The organism is Sodaliphilus pleomorphus, from assembly GCF_009676955.1.
Taxonomy (GTDB): domain Bacteria; phylum Bacteroidota; class Bacteroidia; order Bacteroidales; family Muribaculaceae; genus Sodaliphilus; species Sodaliphilus pleomorphus.
This window is the reverse complement of the sequence record NZ_CP045696.1, coordinates 73048-89890: the sequence shown is the minus strand read 5'-3', so window position 1 is coordinate 89890 and position 16843 is coordinate 73048. Positions and strand designations below refer to the sequence as shown.

Here is a 16843-nt window from a genome sequence, read left to right as displayed (position 1 = left end):
AAGATTTTATATTCTTTGGTAAAGTTAATGCTAAAAGTTTTCTTGTTCAAATATTCACGCCGCAAGTTATCAACAAGTGTGGCGCCACTCTTGTAGATGCCAATTACATTGAGGGTTATGGGCAGTGCACCACTACCCTGTCTTGTTGTTTTGAGCTATAAGAGGTTGATGCGCCCGAAAAATTCAGGGCAATGGAAGTTGGGCTTTTCCATGTGAATAGGCGCCCAAGATAGGTAATGCGGATGTGCCGTCTTGTCGGCGCACTTGTAAAAATTGCCCATGATATAGGGGGTGTCGGGTCCAATGCCGATGAGGGCAAACGGTATGGCTACAGCCAAGCGCCACGTGTGCAAACCACCCCGCTCGGCAAATGGCTCATAGCCAACCGAGGAATATCGCTCTATCGACTCGATCTGCTCATCATTAAGGCGTACGGGACATGGCCGGGTCTCGCGATGGCTGGCGTTGACAGCACCTATACAATTGAACTCAAAGTTCCAGTATTCTTTGCTTCCAGGCACCTGCATGAAAAATTCCACACAGCTGTCCTGCGACACCGCGCTCAAGTTGGCCGTGTTGATTGCCCGCAAGTCTTGTCCTGTCGTGGTAAATGCAACGTAGATGTGTTTTGCTCCATAAGCGATGGCAAATGCGCAAATGGGCTGATAGGAGGCAACAGCTGGCCAGTCGATACAGCCCACCATGTGCTTCTCGCAATGCAGTTCCATATAGTCACAGGCCTTGTCAAGAGAGAGACCTTCGAGTTCTTCAAGTCGGTGTGCATTCAGTTCCATAATCGTTTATCCTTGAGTTGCAATAAAACTTTGTATACCTGAAACAAGGCCGTAGAGCGAAAGTATCAAGATAATCGTGCCTATTATTATATTAATAATCCACATGCTCCTGATGTTGAAATGCTTTCTCACCTTGTTCACAAGGTAAGTGATCATCGTCCACCAGCACAGCGCTCCTGTGAAGATGAGCACATAGCCAATGAAAATGGCTGGCCAAGGCAAACCTGCTGGAAATCCAAAACGTGCAAAAAGCGGGAAAATGAGAAAAATGATCAAGGGATTTGAAAGCGTGAATGCAAACCCCGACACAAGGTCACGGTAGTGCGTCTCTTTCTTGTCAAGATTGGTCTCTTTGATGTTGGCGGCAGTATTTCGCTTTACAATGAGATAGATAGCATAAATGAGAAGTATCGCGCTGCCTATGACCTGGAGCAAATCCTTGTGTCCATCGATGAAATCGGTCACAATCGAGATGCCCAATCCCGACAGCAAGCAGTAGAACAAATCAGATAAGCTGGCCCCCACTCCCGTGTAAAGCCCCGACTCTCGACCTTTGTTCAGGGTGCGTTGTATGCATAGGATCCCGATTGGCCCCATCGGTGCCGACAGAATGATTCCTGTCAAGAAACAACCCAGCAATGTCGTTAATATTGATACCATTATCATAACTGCAAACAGGCAGTGTGCAAAGTTAATAAAAATATCCAAAACTTTTACTCTTTTCAGAGCGCCCCATACTGTAGAGCACAAAATTAATTGCTTGGAATTGAAAAATGTCGCAACAGGATTTATTTCCTCGACATCTTCTTTTGTCTGTTCAAGTCGCGGCATCCTAAATGTTAAGTCGCCTTTTTTCATTCCTTTTATAGGCTTGCAGCAGTTCTGGTTGCTGCCTCGGCTGCGCTGTCGCGATTGTCGGCCACTACACATAGGCCTTGCCGCCCTCCCCTGCATGGCCTTCACTTAATTTTCATGCGTAAACAAAGTCCTCCGTACGCTGCGACGGCACGCATATCATAAAGCCGTAGTCGCTCGCGGGGAGGCATGCCACAAAGGTCTGCACCTTTACAATCTCGCCCGTATCACGGTTCACATAGCTCATGGTGTCTCCCGAAAAGTCGAGGAAAATCTGCCCAGCCGCCTACATACAAGTCTTTGAGAATGGTCGACGGACGGTTGTCCTCCTTGGCCGTGACGTTCTGGCGGTAGTTGTAGCTGAACTGCGTGAGGCTGTAGCCGCTGGGGTTGTCCCGGCGGTACTCTTCCCACAGCAATTGCAGCGTCACATGCTTGCTTTGGATTGAAGACGCAAAAGTACCACGACAAAAGTGAACGGGTTTGCTCCGTTTTAAGGCCGATTTTTACCCGTATGGCCCACATGACTTCGGGGCTGTGTGGGCTTGTTCCGTTTTTTAGGAGGTTTTTGCCACTGTTGAACGGATATACTCCGTTTTTTCAGCCCTATTTCGGTCATTTTTGGCCTCCGGTGAACGGTTTTTACCGTCTCCAAGTGGGTGGGATTGCTCCGATCTCACCAGTCCTTGCTCGTTACAAGCTTCATGATTTCTTCCTGTGTCATAATGTTTATTCTAAAAAAGTTGCTACAATTTCTCACTTGAACCTAATGCTTGCTATTTCTTATTTGCTATCATACTGTCAGAAAGATACCATTTTGTTCATAGTGACTATCATTATCATCCAAAAACTATTTTGAAAATAATAGCTGCAATAAAAATTGTGACCATCTCTACAAGAGGAATCTTAGTCTTCCTTCATTTTGATTCGATGATTATCATGTTAGTCGGTGAATTTGATTTTTGAAAAATAGTAATAGTATTTCAATCTGTCTTTCAATCTGTCGTATGTTTTGCGAGATATAATGATGAAAAGTAAGGAAAAGCAACCATCAAACACATTGTCGCCAATGCTGGTCACGGAGTCGGGGATGGTGACGGACTACAAGGAGTCGCAATACGAAAACGCAAGGTTGCCAATGCTGGTCACGGAGTCGGAGATGATGACGGACTGCAAGGATGAGCAATTCTCAAACGCACTGTTGCCAATGCTGGTCACGGAGTCGGGGATGGTGACGGACTGCAAGGATTTGCAATACGAAAACGCGCTGTTGCCTATGCTGGTCACTGAGTCGGGGATGGTGACGGACTGCAAGGATGAGCAACCCATAAACGCACGGTCGCTAATGCTGGTCACGGAGTCGGGGATGGTGACGGACTGCAAGGATGAGCAACCCGCAAACGCCCAGTCGCCAATGCTGGTCACGGAGTCGGGGATGGTGACGGACTGCAAGGAATCGCAAACCGCAAACGCACGGTCGCCAATGCTGGTCACGGAGTTGGGGATGTTGACAGACTGCAAGGAGTCGCAACTTGAAAACGCACTGTTGCCAATGCTGGTCACGGAGTCGGGGATGGTGACGGACTGCAAGGATGTGCACCATGAAAACGCACCGTTGCAAATGCTCCTTGTTCCTTGCCTAATCGTATAATTCGTTAAGTAGCTATTAGTGCTTTTTAATAGCTTCTTCCCATCTTTGGAATATTTCACGCCAAACTCATCTGTCCATGCGTCCTTCTTATCTTCTTCCGTAACTTCCGTGCTGATGATTTCAATCTCCGGTTCTTTCGGTCGCTCCAACGACAGCAGGCGGAAGGAGACATTCGACAAATCGGATTGAGTAAGGGCGATGATGAACAGTCCCACAAGGGTGTTCACCTCTGGGCACTCAGAAGGGAAGATGTCCTTTAAAAGTTGACAGTCATGAATGGCCCTATAGTCTTTTTCTGAGAAGAGAAGACGGTCGGCAGCGCCGTACTTCTCAAGCAAGGCAGGCTCTTCGGCGATCACCCTGAGAGAAAGCAGAATGGAGGCAAGTGAGAAGTCGTCAATATGCTCGTTGAAGGTTTCTTCCGTGCGTGCGGGGTGGCGGAAGTCCGGACTGCCCATCTCCCGCGCCTTCTGTCCCTTCATTGCCGGAACGAACATGCCGTCATAATCAATCAGCACCAACGTACCGTCCTCTCTCACCATGATGTTGTCTGGCTTTAAGTCGCCGTGGGCAAATGGCTGCGGCATCAGCCACAGGGCGAGACGGCTGAACTGGTAGGCAAGCAGATGCAACTGATAGCTGTCGTGGAGATGCTGACGGATATACAGGTCGAGGTTGGTGCCCTCCACCCAGTCCATCAGCAGGACGGGGAACTCCTCGCCATCAGCATGGGCAGCGTCGACGAACAGCTCATTGTCCAAATACTGAAACTTGGTGAGGAAACTCGAAGAGACATATTCCAGTTCCTCAGCTATCATCCGGTAGTTTTCCGCACGGTTCGGCTGGTCTTTGAGAAAGCACTTCACGGCATAGAGCTTGTCATTCTTCTCATCCCGCATCTTGAACACCACGGCAAAGTTACCGCCGGTCATCACAGGATCGCCATTGTCATCGGTCACAGGCCGGAGATTGCGCAGCTTATCGAAGTTGTCCTCCGCATTCCTCACCGCCTCTACATATTCTGATATTAAAGGGTATGTCATGTATTATTTTTTACAAGCTAAGCATTTTACAGCCCCCCAACTCAACCCATGTCCTTTGAATAGTTGTCATGCCATTGGAAAATTTATAGAGAAGACTTCTTTCGCTTTAGTTATTCAACGAATATCATAAAATATAACTATATCTGGAAAAACTGTAGAGTCAAGTGGCAAGTGCAAAATTAGCTAATTTTTCCGAAGAACACAATTTTGGGAGTTGAAAAGCCTAATTTCTTCCTTGGTCTTTCGTTGATTTGATATTGTGCTCTATTGAGTTGTTCTTGAGTGACAGGTCTTGAAGTCAGTGCCTTTAGGGAAGTATTCTCTGAGCATCTTGTTTGCGTTTTCAATCGCGCCCTTTTGTCCTGAGCAGTAAGGACCAGCGAAATATACAGTGCATTCCAGGGCCTTGCAAATCTTAGCCATGACCGCCTTCTAAAATCATAAAAACGGAGCTGCCTTACGGCATCCCCGTCTGTTTCCACGATTTCATCATGGCGGTTGAATCTATTGCTTGGTCGAGTCGCTCCTCAGCCAGTGCTCGTCTCCTCTTCGATTCACGGGGCAAAGTCAACGCTTTGCATTGAATCTACACTAATGTAGCCTCCTCAATGTTGCACTTCGTTTTGGAATCTACAGAAATATTATAGATGCACAGGTATGCCGTTGATCTCGAAGATGCAGACATCCCGCACATGGCGGATCTGCCGGCTGTCAAGCAATTTCATCTGGCGTGTGCCTTGATAGAAATTATAGCGAAGCGGCACGCAGTTCCGCCATTCCTGGATTTCACCGCTTTTTGTCCACAGCTTGATGTCGACGGGGTCACCTGCCTTGAGCATCTTTCGCAGGGTGGTTATGTGGATGGATTGTGCCATGTCAGTTATATGTGGGGTTGAAAGGAGCGGTGAAAATTCTGTCGTGGTCGACCGAGAGGTAATCAGTAGGAAGATAGGTTCGCCTGTCTTGGTACTGGTAGGTGAACTTAACAGTGTTGAGCTCACCTTCCTCGTCGTGGATTTCGCAGGTGAAGTCGGTGATGAGGACAATTGGCATGTACTGCGGATTGTAGTTTTCGAAATCATCCTCCGAGAAGTCAGTGCGCCTGGTCGCTATGCGCACATCGTGGGAGTAGAACAGCTGCTCAATCCACCGGGCTTGCTCCATGGTAAGTCCAGCGGTCTCGACCTCGTACTGCTTCTCGTTCTGCTGGTTGTAGAACGTGGAGAGCCGATGTGTGACGGCTATTGAGCGGTCAGATTTCGGCTTGTGCGTGGTGACTGCTTGCAGGTCGCAACGCTCATAGACATTGAAGGCATTGCGGAAGTAGAGCGAGAGCGGCGGCTCGTGATCCTGCACATAGAATGTGAAGGCACGTTGCCCGGCATGCACGCTGTAGGCGTGCAGGGTGATGGCCTCGCGTGGTCTGCCGTGGGCAGGACTCTCGACAATGCCAGTCAGCATCTCGCAGGTCAGCTGCACCGTCTTGATGCGGTTGGAGCCGCTGACCCCGCATTCCTCACGCAAGGTGTAGATGCGCGGTTCACCGCCATACACACTTGCCACCACCTGGTAGGTGATCTCTTCCTGGGCATTCGCTTCGATGAAGAAATGCAGGAACTCCGTAGCCTTTGGCGAGGTGAGTTTCGCCGCCATGGTGGTGAGGAAATTGTTCCTCAGGAACTCCCCGATGTCGCCAGTGAAGTGCTGCTCGAGATAAAGCACTTGGAAGGTGGCGAGAATCTGTTGCGTTCCGTTCGTGGCGGATCGCAACTGAAACTCATCGAGCGAGATGCTGCGGTCGCGTAGGTAATACTCGATTACCAAGTGCAGGTCGTGTATCTTCACGCTGCGTTCGTATGGGAAATGCAGTGCCGAGAAAATGGTGTGGTCCCGGCAGTCGAGACACACCTCGACCTCGTTGTCGTCACTGGTGCCGATCACGATGTCGGGAATTTGCGAGGAAAACATCAAGCTCTCCAGTTGTGATTGTAGGGTTGCTGCCATATTCGTTGCCGTTTGGTTTCTTGGTGCGAAGGTAAGCAGTTTCGGTTTCGTGGAAAAAGACAAGGCGAGCACACCTTTTTGGGGGTGCGCTCGCTCTCTCTCGGTGGGCGGTTTTTGCCCTTGCGTGTGGCTTTCTTGGCTGGTTCAACCTTTTCGGCTACTTTGCTAGGCTCATTGAATTGTCCTTAAATGAGTTTAGAATAAAGTAAACAAAAATCAGGACAAACTATTATGGCTTGCCTGATTTAGGTTGGCTGTTTTGTCAGTCTTATTCCTTTGAAAAGTTGACGGGGTAATTGAACCGTCTCACTATCACATTTATTGGTACCGCGGACAAATAGATTGTCAATGCTCAACTTTTAGCGAACAGCAATAATACAGGATTATTTAAACTTATATTTTTTGTGTTTTCGTTTAAATTCAGCATTGGATTCTTTCAAGAAATCACGCAATGAACCGTAGCAAAACATAGACAAATTTGGCACAATCATTATTGCTGTTTTTTCCCTTTGATCATTACGTATGTTTGCAGGAGTACCTTTGATTACAATCGTACCGAAGGGATTAAAAATAGTTTTATACCATATTACTTTCTCAATTTCCATTTTATTAAGAGCAGATACCCGAGTAGTCATACCGTAAAAATTCTTCATCTCTGATTTTAAACGTTTTGGATAGAAAATTAATCTTTCATCAACCTTAAGGATACGAGGAGCCCTGCCAAACCAGTTCTTGAAGAATAAGAAAGAAGCATGCCATGAACGACCTACAGCAGTATTAACATGATGTTCCTCCATCGCTTTTTTGATGGCAGAGACATTGGAACTAGAAAAAGAATATTTTGGAATGATATTTTGCTCCCCATACACTTCAAATTTCTTGGTTAACAAGCCTTTTGATGACAGGAAAACGGAGATACGCTTGAATGGAAGATAGATCATTTCGTTACGACGTAAAGTCTTTCTGGTATAAACCAAGGCTTCATCAGTAATAGATAATTGATCAGGATGAATCCAGCGGAACAGATTGAAAGGATTAGCTTTGACTGAAGACTGGTAGTTATCACCTTTAGAGGTTAGACGTGGGGCACGTTTACGGCACCATTCCCGAAATTCATTAATTACAGATTTTGATATGCCCGTGATATTTATCTGTCGATGATAACCGCAATACAAACCATTTTCTCCTATGAACGGTAGGAACGGTTTTTTCTCTAAAAAGAATGTCATGTGGTGAATTGGAGTGCTGTCTATTTTTGAACGATTCCTGACGTGTAGGGCCCAATCATCATCATAAGCCAAAAGCTGTTGATTGAGACTGAAGAATTTCGGTCCAACTTTAGCCGTATTCATTTCAATACTTGGCGAATCCTTTAAGAAAGACAAAATGCGTTCAATGTGCACATTTTTAAGACGTAACTGAATGATATCTGGCTTCAGATACAAGTCCGCGTCATAGTCAACATCTGTATCTTTAATAGAAGATTCTCCCACTTCAAGAGCCTCTGGCTCTTCATCTGGCTCAATATCTTCATTTGTATTATCTCCCAATTGCATGTATGTGAAGTCATCCTTGTCATCGCTTGAGAGTTCCTGTTCTGTAGTTGGCAAAGTCTCATATTTGTCTGAATGTAACAAATACAGCGTTTTCTTTCCCAAAATCTTCCCTGTATTCACAAAAAAGTGAAGATCTTTGTCAAAAATAACTTCACTATCTTCTTGAGCAATAAAACCTCTCCATCCGAAAGGAGAAAGTGAAATGGGAGATTGAAGTTTTTGGTGATGAAACTCTACTGAATGATCATCATATTGAATAATGTCTTTCAGTATCAAGCCTTTTGAAACTGTACATTTTTCCATAACCCGTTAGCTTAATTAGAAAGTTAATAAAATGATGTTTAAAAAGTTTCGCATATCGCTGATTCCTAGTAATCTATTGGTGGATAAATCATTAAACTCAAATCACAACATGTACAACTTGTTTACAAATTTCGTTAAAATTTTTGACATATGCAAGAGTTATCAACAAATCTCATTAGTGTAGAGTCAAGCGGCAAGTGCAAAATTCGGTAATCTTTCGGAAGAACACAATTTTGGGAGTTGAAAAGCCTAATTTCTTCCTTGGTCTTTCGTTGATTTGATATTGTGCGCTATTGAGTTGTTCTTGAGTGACAGGTCTTGAAGTCAGTGCCTTTAGGGAAGTATTCTCTGAGCATCTTGTTTGCGTTTTCAATCGCGCCCTTTTGTCCTGAGCAGTAAGGACCAGCGAAATAGACAGTGCATTCCAGGGCCTTGCAAATCTTAGCCATGACCGCCTTCTAAAATCATAAAAGCGGAGCTGCCTTACGACATCCCCGTCTGTTTCCACGATTTCAGCATGGCGGTTGAATCTATTGCTTGGTCGAGGTGCTCCTCAGCAGAGCTCGCCTCCTCTTCGATTCACGGGGCAAAGTCAACGCTTTCCATTGAATCTACACTAATGTAGCCTCCTCAATGTTGCACTTCGTTTTGGAATCTACAAAAAAACATTTGGTGGACATCAATAGCTACAGATTGAATTTTACACAGAAAAGAAATTCACGTCCACGCAGCGGAACTGAATAATATTGATAGTTGAGTCCTGTATAAGACGCTTCTATATATTGCCTCCGGTTGAAGGCGTTGGAGAGTATTGCTCCAAGTTCAAGACGCTTAGTTGGGGTATAAGTGATACGGGCATCAACAAAAGCATTGCGGTTATACTTTCCCTTTTTAGTCTCTATTGACGAGTATTCGCATCCCGCGCTAACTGAGATTTTCCTTAATGGATAGAGATATAAGTTGAACTCATCAAACCAACTCCTCAGAGGATGTCTGGCATGGTTTTGGTAATAGTCTTGCCATGAAAGATTAAAAGTAGCCTCATTGGATAGTTGAAGCCATGTCAATTTGTTCCATCTTAATTTCATTGATGGAGAAAGGATGTTTGATTTCACGGTCTGTTGCACGTTGTTTTGCGCGACAGGCAGTATGTTCCTTGTATAGTTAACAGTGCCTTTAGCAGAAAAGCCTATATGTGTGAAAGTCTTATCTACTGAGGTTTGGACCAACAACATATGCGAATGTGTGTCTGCCCAAATTGGCGTTATGACAGTATACCGTTCTTCGTAGCTATATTGGTTGTGATGGTCGGTCTTCCTCCACGACGCTGAAGCCGTAAGATTCCAAGTAAACATTGTGATGAAGTTTGCATAATTCACTGAGAAAAGAAGAGAGGACAAGTGCTTCCAGCCAAATCTTTCTGAAGGATTCACCCAAGTACGGTAATTAGTCAGAATGCTATCGGAATACATGATGGAATTGTCCAAGTCGTCATCTAATGAACCGAGTATTTTTAGACGCCAGAACGGAGAAAGATCGTGCTTCCAGTGTATGGAAGGCGAGATATAGATTTTTGTGTCGCTTTTGTTAGTCTCGCTCCAGGATATTGAGGATGAAAAAACATTAAGGGGAAAATCAAATGCCACGAATCCTTTATGATACCGAATTGCATAGTCAACCCCCACTTTGTTGAGAAAATAATGGGTCTGTTTGAAATCGCTGGAGCCAGCCTTTAATCTGTCAACCTTGTACTCCATTCCATATTTCAATTCAATGTTGTTGCCCAAAAGAGGAAGTGTTGTAAATAGGCTGTTACGCGTGAACAGCTGTTGGAGGATTAATCTCTCACGGCTATTGTATGTTGATGCTGAATCTTCAACACCCATTAGTTCACTTCTTCGCAAATACCTTGTTGATGAGTTAATGGTGTAAGCTAGTTTCCCCGCGTTTAGCGTCATTTGCAGCTTGTTCTGTGCGTATGATGTATGCCGTGCGACATGCTCTTGCAGCAAGTTCTCATTACTGTTTAAATGGTTGATATTGTTAGTATATGACAAGGATGCCGAAAGGTCGTCAACAAGATAGACCTTGGGCGCGTTAAGCTCGTATCGGAACTGTGGCACGAAAGTATGCTCATGCGAATTCCTTCTGTTGCTCTCGTTGAGCGACAGTGTTGGTGAGCCTCCATAAAGGCTGGAGGTGCTGTCCGCCAGCAAGTCACTTGTACCATAATAGATAAGATTAGTACGGAAATTCCCGTAACGTCCAATGCGATGTAGGTGGTTAATACCCATGGAGTATGACTTGTTCCTCAGGTATCTTTTAAGCTGTATTGGTAGATAAGTTGCTGAGGACGTCGTGATTATATTGTTAGGTAAGGGAATATAGTTGTCCAGATTGGCAACATCGATATGATCCAGTGTGTTCTCGCTGATATTGTCCCCTGTGTTGTTCATCTTTACAGTAATCAGAGTCTGATTCTTTTTGGCAATATTTATAAGGGTGATGTGATTGTCCCACAGGGTGTTGTCGGAAAAGCCTATACCGACTTGTGCCTCACCGAACGGCTTTAATTTGTATTCGCGCTTAAGTTTGATATTAAGCGTCGCACGCTCTGATGGTATTCTGTTTTTCAAGGCTCTGATTGGCTGATCATTCTCCATTATCTGAACTTGGGCCACGGCATCAACGGGCAGGTTTCGTGTGGCCTGATTGTAACGGTTTCCAAGCAGATCCTGCCCCTCGATATTGAAATGATTGATGGAATTGCCCTTATAGGAGATTGTCCCATTTTCACCCACTTCTATACCAGGCAGTTTCTTCAGTACATCCTCCAGGTAATGGTCTTCCTTGTCTTTAAAGGACAAAACGTTATATTTTATTGTGTCGCCGTTCTGTTCTATTGGTTTCACCTTGACGGTGACCTCTGGAAGTTTCACTTCGCGCCCGACAGAATCATTAGGGGTCTGCGCCCGGGAGAATAACGGTATGGCAGCTAATAGAAATATTATAAAGCGTTTCATTTATTCTATCTCAATGGGATTATATGGGCGACTGTGGATACCTTTCTGCATATCTTCGGAGAATCTTATGCCCGGTGAAGCCATCTCAAAGGCTTTAATGATGTCACGCTGTTCATTTTCAACCGCCCGGAGAGCATTCTGCCGAGTAGTTTTTATTATCTTAACATCTGCATGCAAGTATATTGCTGTTCCGATAGTAAGGTTTTCCAAACCATTCAGCGTAAAATGATAATTGTTTTTGGCATCTTTTATGTCGAAGATGAGCCCAGGCAGGCCAGAGAACAAGTATGGACCTGCTTTCAGATGGAAAGTTGGGGCATACCATGCGTTCCATTTTCTGCCTCCGTATACGCAAAATGCTTTCTTACATGGTACATTGCTTATTAAGGTGTCTCCATCTGTCAAATTCCAATTGATTACAGGCATCTGTTCTGTGTATTCATAATTGTTTATATTCTGTACTTGCACTATGGCTCTTCCTGTCCCCTTGTCAATGACAAGGGGATATTTGTACACAGCATTCTGGATCAAGCCCGATCCGTTGGTAATAAGCGACATGGGTGACTGCTTGGCATAGTATAGGGAATCGTTGGCCTTATCAAACTGCCACTGGTAATAGTCCATAAAACCAAGGCACTTTTTCCCAACCAATAAAATTGTTTGGCCATAGGTCCATTTACTCTTCATAGAATCTTTTCTGAAGGAGTATTCGTAATAAATTTCTGTGTAGGCAGTATCGAATACCGTCTTTTCTATTGGTTTCAATGGCGGCATATCAGAGCCCGACAGAGATTGCGCTTTTGATGTCTCCGTCCCCAATAGAGCTATAATAACAGCTAAGCTGTAGGCCAATAATAAATTCTTTGTCATGCGGTACGTTGTTCAACAATTATAATTTTATGCTTAATCCTCCTCGAGCAATAATCTAAGAGCACGCAAAGTTAGTGATTTTTCTACTAACAAACTTTTTTAGCTGGTATGAAGAATAAAAAATGCACATCGCAATGTGCATTTTTTACTAGGGATGAATCAGGCAACAGGTATCACCTGCCCAAGGCCTTGTTCACAGCGTTGGCTGCTTCTTGAGAGGCCTTGTTGACAGCATCGCTGGCCTTGTGATGAGCCTTATCGACAGCCTCGTTGGCTTTCTTTTTGCCTTCTTCGCTTGCAGCTTTCACTTTGCTTTTGGCCTTGTCGACGGTTTCCTTGGCCTTGTCGACGGTTTCCGATTTGGCCTTGCTGACAGCTTCGTCGGCAGTAGCTTTCACTGCATTGGCAGCAGCCTTGGCGACAGTGTCGCCAGCAGCCTGTGCAGCATTGACTGCATCCTCAGGGATCTGCTTGATTTTAGAAATCAGCGATGTTGCCTCGACGCCAGTTGCAGCCTTAATGTCGGCAGCCTTGGCCGTGATAGCATCCTGCACCTTCTTCAGATAGGCCTCGGCTGTGGCCTTGTCGGTGGCAGCAAGCTTGTTGTAGGTCGTCTGCGACTCGCCCACGAGTTGCTGGATTCTGGCCGCATCCTTTGCCTTGATAGCTTCGTCGAGCTGCGACTGGAAGTCCTCAGGACTAATTGATGTCTCGGCTGCAGCCGAAGTCTCGACCGATGCCTCGGCAGAGGCTTCGGCACTGTTCTCCCCGTTCTTGTTGCCATTGCAAGAGACAAGTGCAATCGATGAAATCACTACGCATAGTGACAATAAAAATTTTTTCATGTTGATGTTGGTTTAAAAAATGAGCTTAAAGCTTCGAATGCGTTAAAATTACAAACAATTCTGAAACTCGCAAAGATTGCGACGAAAAATATAACAATATTTACATTTTGCTTAGTCTCTTGCGCCAATGGGGGATAATGTGTAACTTTGGCTGAACAAAAGCAATGCGCCCAGGCAATGCTCATGAAGATTGCCACAGCAAATGGGGGATCTTTGTAGTACTGTCGTGCAAGGTGCATTGTTGCAAGAAATCGCATTTTAAGCATGGAGCAAAGTACTATTCTCAACAACATCAAGGAAAAACTGGGTATCGTGCAACTCAACGCAATGCAAACGACAATAGCTAAGCGCAGCGACCTATCTGGCGACTTGATCATCTACTCCCCTACCGGCTCAGGAAAAACATTGGCCTATAGTTTCAACCTGCTGAGTAGAATAAATGCTTCGTGCATAGGCCAGTTGCAGGCCATTGTTGTTGCCCCATCGCGCGAACTTGTGATGCAAATCTACGATGTGATGAGAGTGCTTGCCACAGGTTGCAAAGTCACGTGCTTGTATGGCGGGCATAGTGTGGTCGACGAGAAACGCTCGATCGAGGCTCTTCCCGATATTGTTGTAGCCACCCCAGGACGTCTGCTCGACCACGTGAAACGTGGTCATGTGAGCCTCAACGGCGTGAAGGTTGTGGTCATCGACGAGTTTGACAAATGCCTTGAACTGGGATTTGAGGGAGAGATGAGGCAATTGTGCCGCTGCATGCCTCCCTGTGCACAGCACATTCTCACCTCGGCAACTGTTCTTGACGAGATACCTGCCTACACAGGCATCAGTCATCCCAAAATCTTCGACTTCACCCACGACAGCAACGCACCGAGCAGCCGCATGAAGACCTATCAGGTGAAAAGCGCCAGCAAGGACAAGCTCGATACTCTACTGCAACTCTTGCAATCGTTGCCCAATGGCAGGACTATAGTATTTGTCAATTACCGTGAAGCTGTCGCCCGCGTGTATCAGCATCTCAAGTCACGCAATATGTCGGTGGGCTTGTATCATGGCGCACTCGACCAAATCGAGAGAGAAAAAGCCATAGCACTCTTTGCCAACGGCACATTTCAGATTCTTGTCACCACCGATTTAGGTGCAAGAGGTTTGGATATCGACGGCGTGAAGCACATCGTTCATTATCACATGCCCATTTCTCCAGAGGTCTTTGTACACCGCAACGGCCGTACCGCTCGTGTCGATGCACGCGGCAGCGTCTTTGTCGTCACAGGACCAGGAGAGGAGCCGCCCGGCTACATGCATCTCGATGGCGTGTATACCCCTATGGAACTCAACCCACCTACAACCAAGCGCGAAGAAGTCTTCCCAACAATAGCCACAATCTACTTCAAAGCTGGGAAAAAAGAGAAAATATCCAAAGGCGACATATTGGGCTTTCTTATTCATCAGGGAGGGCTCTCGGCAACCGACATTGGCACCATCAACGTCTTCGACCACTACTCGCTGGCAGCTGTGCCTCGCAATACCATTGAAAATCTCATCTCAAAATTGTCGCATTGCAAAATTAAAAGTAAAAAAGTGCTTGTGTCGAGGGCTGTACAACGTGTGTAAAACATGTGTAAAACATGGCCTTTTCCTGTGACGCGTAATGCATTCTGCACAATTAATACTAAAACGTGCAAAGTGTGTGTTAAAATTGGTGACAAAATGTTGAATAATTAATTTCTTATCCTTATATTTGCGAGGTCGATTGTGGCGAGACACTATCGGCAACACAATTTTACTTAACAAACAACTATCAACCACTTAACAAAACCCAATGAATTCCATTAAGAGCTTTTCCGACTTGATCAATCATCTCAATGAGCGTGAGTCAAGGAAACGAATAGTCGTGGTGTGGGCTGCCGATGACCACACCACACAAGCATGTGCACGTGCTTTGGACTGTGGCTTTGCCGACTTCATCTTCGTAGGCTGTAAGCAATATGTAGAAAGCCAGTTGCATGGTCATGCCGATGGTGCACATGTAAAATTTGTCGATGCCGAGAGCCCCGTCGATGCAGCTGTCAAGGCAGTTGCCATGGTACGTAACGACGAAGCCGATGCATTGATGAAAGGCTTGATCAATACCGACGACTTGCTCCATGCCGTGCTCAACAAGCAAACTGGAATACTGCCCAGCGGCAAGGTGCTCACTCACATCACAATAGCCGACATTCCGCAATACGACCGCCTGCTCTTGTTCAGTGATCCTGCTGTGATTCCCTACCCCACACAAGAGCAACGCATCGAGCAAATAAAATACATGGCAACAATATGCTCAGCGCTGGGCATCACTCAACCCAAAATTTCGCTCATACACTGCACCGAGAAGACCAACACCAAGATATTCCCCTTCACCGCTGATTATGCTGCAATCAAGGAGATGGCTGGTGAAGGAAAATTTGGCAATGTAATTGTCGACGGGCCTCTCGACCTGAAGACGTCGTGTGACCTGGAGAGCATGAAGGGAAAAAACATCAACTCGCCCATCGCCGGCAAAGCCGATGCGCTCATCTTCCCCGATATAGAGGCAGGCAATGTTTTTTACAAAACCATCACGCTATTCTGCGGCGCCCAAACTGCTGGTTTGTTGCAAGGTACAAAGGCTCCTGTGGTGCTGAGTTCACGAGCCGATACGCCAGAATCCAAGTTCTACAGCTTGGCAATTGCATCTATTTAAATTAATCACTCCATAAACCCCACATTCACATTATGCTTATTCTTGTCATCAATCCAGGCTCTACTTCAACAAAGCTGGCCGTGTATGAAGATGAAAAACCGATGTTGCTGCGCAGCATCAGCCACCGCCCCGAAGATCTTGAAAAATTTGAAGAAGTCACCGACGAGTTTGACTTCCGTCGACAACTCATCATCGATGAGCTCAAGAAATTGAATGTGCCCTTCACATTTTCGGCCGTAATAGGACGCGGCGGGCTGTCGAAGCCCATGGCTGGAGGCGTGTATGAAATCAATCAGAAAATGCTCGACGACACCCGCAATGCCATACACAAGCACGCCTGCGATCTGGGCTGCCTCATTGCTCACTCCATTGCCAAGAACATACCTGGTTGCCGTAGTTTTATTGCCGACCCTGGCGTGGTCGACGAGCTCAACGATTATGCCAGGATATGCGGCACACCGCTCATGCACCGCATATGTATATGGCATGCACTCAACCAGCGCGCTATAGCACGGCGGTTTGCCAACGAAATAGGCAAGAACTATGAAGACCTCAACCTCATCATTTGCCACCTGGGTGGAGGCATCTCGATCGCGGCCCATGACCACGGACGTGCCGTCGACGCCAACAATGCGCTCGATGGCGAAGGCCCGTTCTCGCCCGAGCGAGCTGGCTCGCTGCCAGCAGCCGACTTGGTGAGGCTGTGTTTCAGCGGCAGGTACACCGAGGAGGAACTGCTCAAGCGCATTGCAGGACAGGCAGGACTCATGGCACTTTTAGGCACCAAGGACATGAAAGAGATAGAATCCCGCATCGCTAATGGCGATGAACATGCCAAGTTGATACTTGATGCAATGATTTATCACACTGCCAAGTATATTGTGGCCGAGGCTGCTGTGCTCTATGGCAAAGTTGATGCCATTCTGTTGACTGGCGGAATTGCAAGAAGCGAATATGTGATTCCACGGTTGCGCAAGCGCATCGACTTTATCGCCCCCACCTATTGCTTCCCTGGAGAAGATGAAATGGAGGCACTGGCAGGCAATGCATTGTCGGTGCTCACTGGCAAGGTGAAGGTAAAGACCTACGTGTAACAAGGCACGCTTTCATTCATTCTAAATATATGCAGTCTTAGTCCTGAGCAACATCTCCAATTTTGGAATAAAATATTTGT

Annotated in this window: 13 protein-coding genes; 3 read left to right on the top strand and 10 right to left on the bottom strand. The window is 46.0% G+C overall.

Annotated features, from left to right (window positions below):
• Positions 1-155: 155 nt before the first annotated feature.
• From GF423_RS00425 to GF423_RS00380, 10 genes are all read right to left on the bottom strand, one after another.
• Complete coding sequence (locus GF423_RS00425; protein ID WP_154326483.1) at positions 156-794, bottom strand: carbohydrate-binding family 9-like protein; 639 nt, start codon at positions 792-794, stop codon at positions 156-158.
• 6 nt (positions 795-800) lie between these two features.
• The gene (locus tag GF423_RS00420; protein ID WP_235911715.1) at positions 801-1652 is read right to left on the bottom strand and encodes a LysE family translocator; all 852 of its coding nucleotides are present in this window, start codon (positions 1650-1652) and stop codon (positions 801-803) included.
• 224 nt (positions 1653-1876) lie between these two features.
• Positions 1877-2080 carry a hypothetical protein gene (locus GF423_RS14010; RefSeq protein ID WP_206113299.1) on the bottom strand — a complete coding sequence of 68 codons (204 nt, stop codon included), beginning with the start codon at positions 2078-2080 and terminating at the stop codon, positions 1877-1879.
• 670 nt (positions 2081-2750) lie between these two features.
• Positions 2751-4199: a leucine-rich repeat protein gene (locus GF423_RS14005; RefSeq protein ID WP_235911719.1), complete on the bottom strand. Its 1449-nt coding sequence runs from the start codon at positions 4197-4199 to the stop codon at positions 2751-2753.
• A 785-nt stretch (positions 4200-4984) separates the two neighbouring features.
• Positions 4985-5218, bottom strand: coding sequence for a hypothetical protein (locus GF423_RS00405; RefSeq protein ID WP_154326481.1), 234 nt, complete (start codon positions 5216-5218; stop codon positions 4985-4987).
• 1 nt (position 5219) lies between these two features.
• Positions 5220-6347, bottom strand: a complete 1128-nt coding sequence (locus GF423_RS00400) for a hypothetical protein (protein ID WP_154326480.1) — start codon at positions 6345-6347, stop codon at positions 5220-5222.
• Positions 6348-6730: 383 nt separating this feature from the next.
• Positions 6731-8206, bottom strand: coding sequence for a hypothetical protein (locus tag GF423_RS00395; protein WP_154326479.1), 1476 nt, complete (start codon positions 8204-8206; stop codon positions 6731-6733).
• A 686-nt stretch (positions 8207-8892) separates the two neighbouring features.
• A complete protein-coding gene (locus GF423_RS00390) occupies positions 8893-11229 on the bottom strand; it encodes a TonB-dependent receptor (protein ID WP_154326478.1) in 2337 nt (778 codons plus the stop codon).
• Positions 11230-12099, bottom strand: coding sequence for a GLPGLI family protein (locus GF423_RS00385; protein WP_154326477.1), 870 nt, complete (start codon positions 12097-12099; stop codon positions 11230-11232).
• 173 nt (positions 12100-12272) lie between these two features.
• Entirely contained in the window at positions 12273-12944 is a 672-nt protein-coding gene (locus tag GF423_RS00380) for a hypothetical protein (protein ID WP_154326476.1), read from the bottom strand.
• A 264-nt stretch (positions 12945-13208) separates the two neighbouring features.
• Here GF423_RS00380 and GF423_RS00375 point away from each other — a divergent pair, with 264 nt between their 5' ends.
• The 3 genes from GF423_RS00375 to buk all read left to right on the top strand — a co-directional run bounded on the left by GF423_RS00375 (position 13209) and on the right by buk (position 16763).
• On the top strand, positions 13209-14558 hold the full coding sequence (locus GF423_RS00375) for a DEAD/DEAH box helicase (RefSeq protein WP_154326475.1): 1350 nt from the start codon (positions 13209-13211) through the stop codon (positions 14556-14558).
• A gap of 208 nt (positions 14559-14766) precedes the next feature.
• Positions 14767-15669 carry a phosphate acyltransferase gene (locus tag GF423_RS00370; protein ID WP_154326474.1) on the top strand — a complete coding sequence of 301 codons (903 nt, stop codon included), beginning with the start codon at positions 14767-14769 and terminating at the stop codon, positions 15667-15669.
• Positions 15670-15701: 32 nt separating this feature from the next.
• Positions 15702-16763 carry a butyrate kinase gene (gene buk / locus GF423_RS00365; RefSeq protein ID WP_154326473.1) on the top strand — a complete coding sequence of 354 codons (1062 nt, stop codon included), beginning with the start codon at positions 15702-15704 and terminating at the stop codon, positions 16761-16763.
• Positions 16764-16843: the final 80 nt, after the last annotated feature.

What these genes read in the sequence shown, in the direction of transcription:
- GF423_RS00425 (WP_154326483.1), bottom strand. Translation starts at nt 794, where the DNA reads ATGGAACTGAATGCACACCGACTTGAAGAACTCGAAGGTCTCTCTCTT.
- GF423_RS00420 (WP_235911715.1), bottom strand. Translation starts at nt 1,652, where the DNA reads ATGAAAAAAGGCGACTTAACATTTAGGATGCCGCGACTTGAACAGACA.
- GF423_RS14005 (WP_235911719.1), bottom strand. Translation starts at nt 4,199, where the DNA reads ATGCGGGATGAGAAGAATGACAAGCTCTATGCCGTGAAGTGCTTTCTC.
- GF423_RS00405 (WP_154326481.1), bottom strand. Translation starts at nt 5,218, where the DNA reads ATGGCACAATCCATCCACATAACCACCCTGCGAAAGATGCTCAAGGCA.
- GF423_RS00400 (WP_154326480.1), bottom strand. Translation starts at nt 6,347, where the DNA reads ATGGCAGCAACCCTACAATCACAACTGGAGAGCTTGATGTTTTCCTCG.
- GF423_RS00395 (WP_154326479.1), bottom strand. Translation starts at nt 8,206, where the DNA reads ATGGAAAAATGTACAGTTTCAAAAGGCTTGATACTGAAAGACATTATT.
- GF423_RS00390 (WP_154326478.1), bottom strand. Translation starts at nt 11,229, where the DNA reads ATGAAACGCTTTATAATATTTCTATTAGCTGCCATACCGTTATTCTCC.
- GF423_RS00385 (WP_154326477.1), bottom strand. Translation starts at nt 12,099, where the DNA reads ATGACAAAGAATTTATTATTGGCCTACAGCTTAGCTGTTATTATAGCT.
- GF423_RS00380 (WP_154326476.1), bottom strand. Translation starts at nt 12,944, where the DNA reads ATGAAAAAATTTTTATTGTCACTATGCGTAGTGATTTCATCGATTGCA.
- GF423_RS00375 (WP_154326475.1), top strand. Translation starts at nt 13,209, where the DNA reads ATGGAGCAAAGTACTATTCTCAACAACATCAAGGAAAAACTGGGTATC.
- GF423_RS00370 (WP_154326474.1), top strand. Translation starts at nt 14,767, where the DNA reads ATGAATTCCATTAAGAGCTTTTCCGACTTGATCAATCATCTCAATGAG.
- buk (WP_154326473.1), top strand. Translation starts at nt 15,702, where the DNA reads ATGCTTATTCTTGTCATCAATCCAGGCTCTACTTCAACAAAGCTGGCC.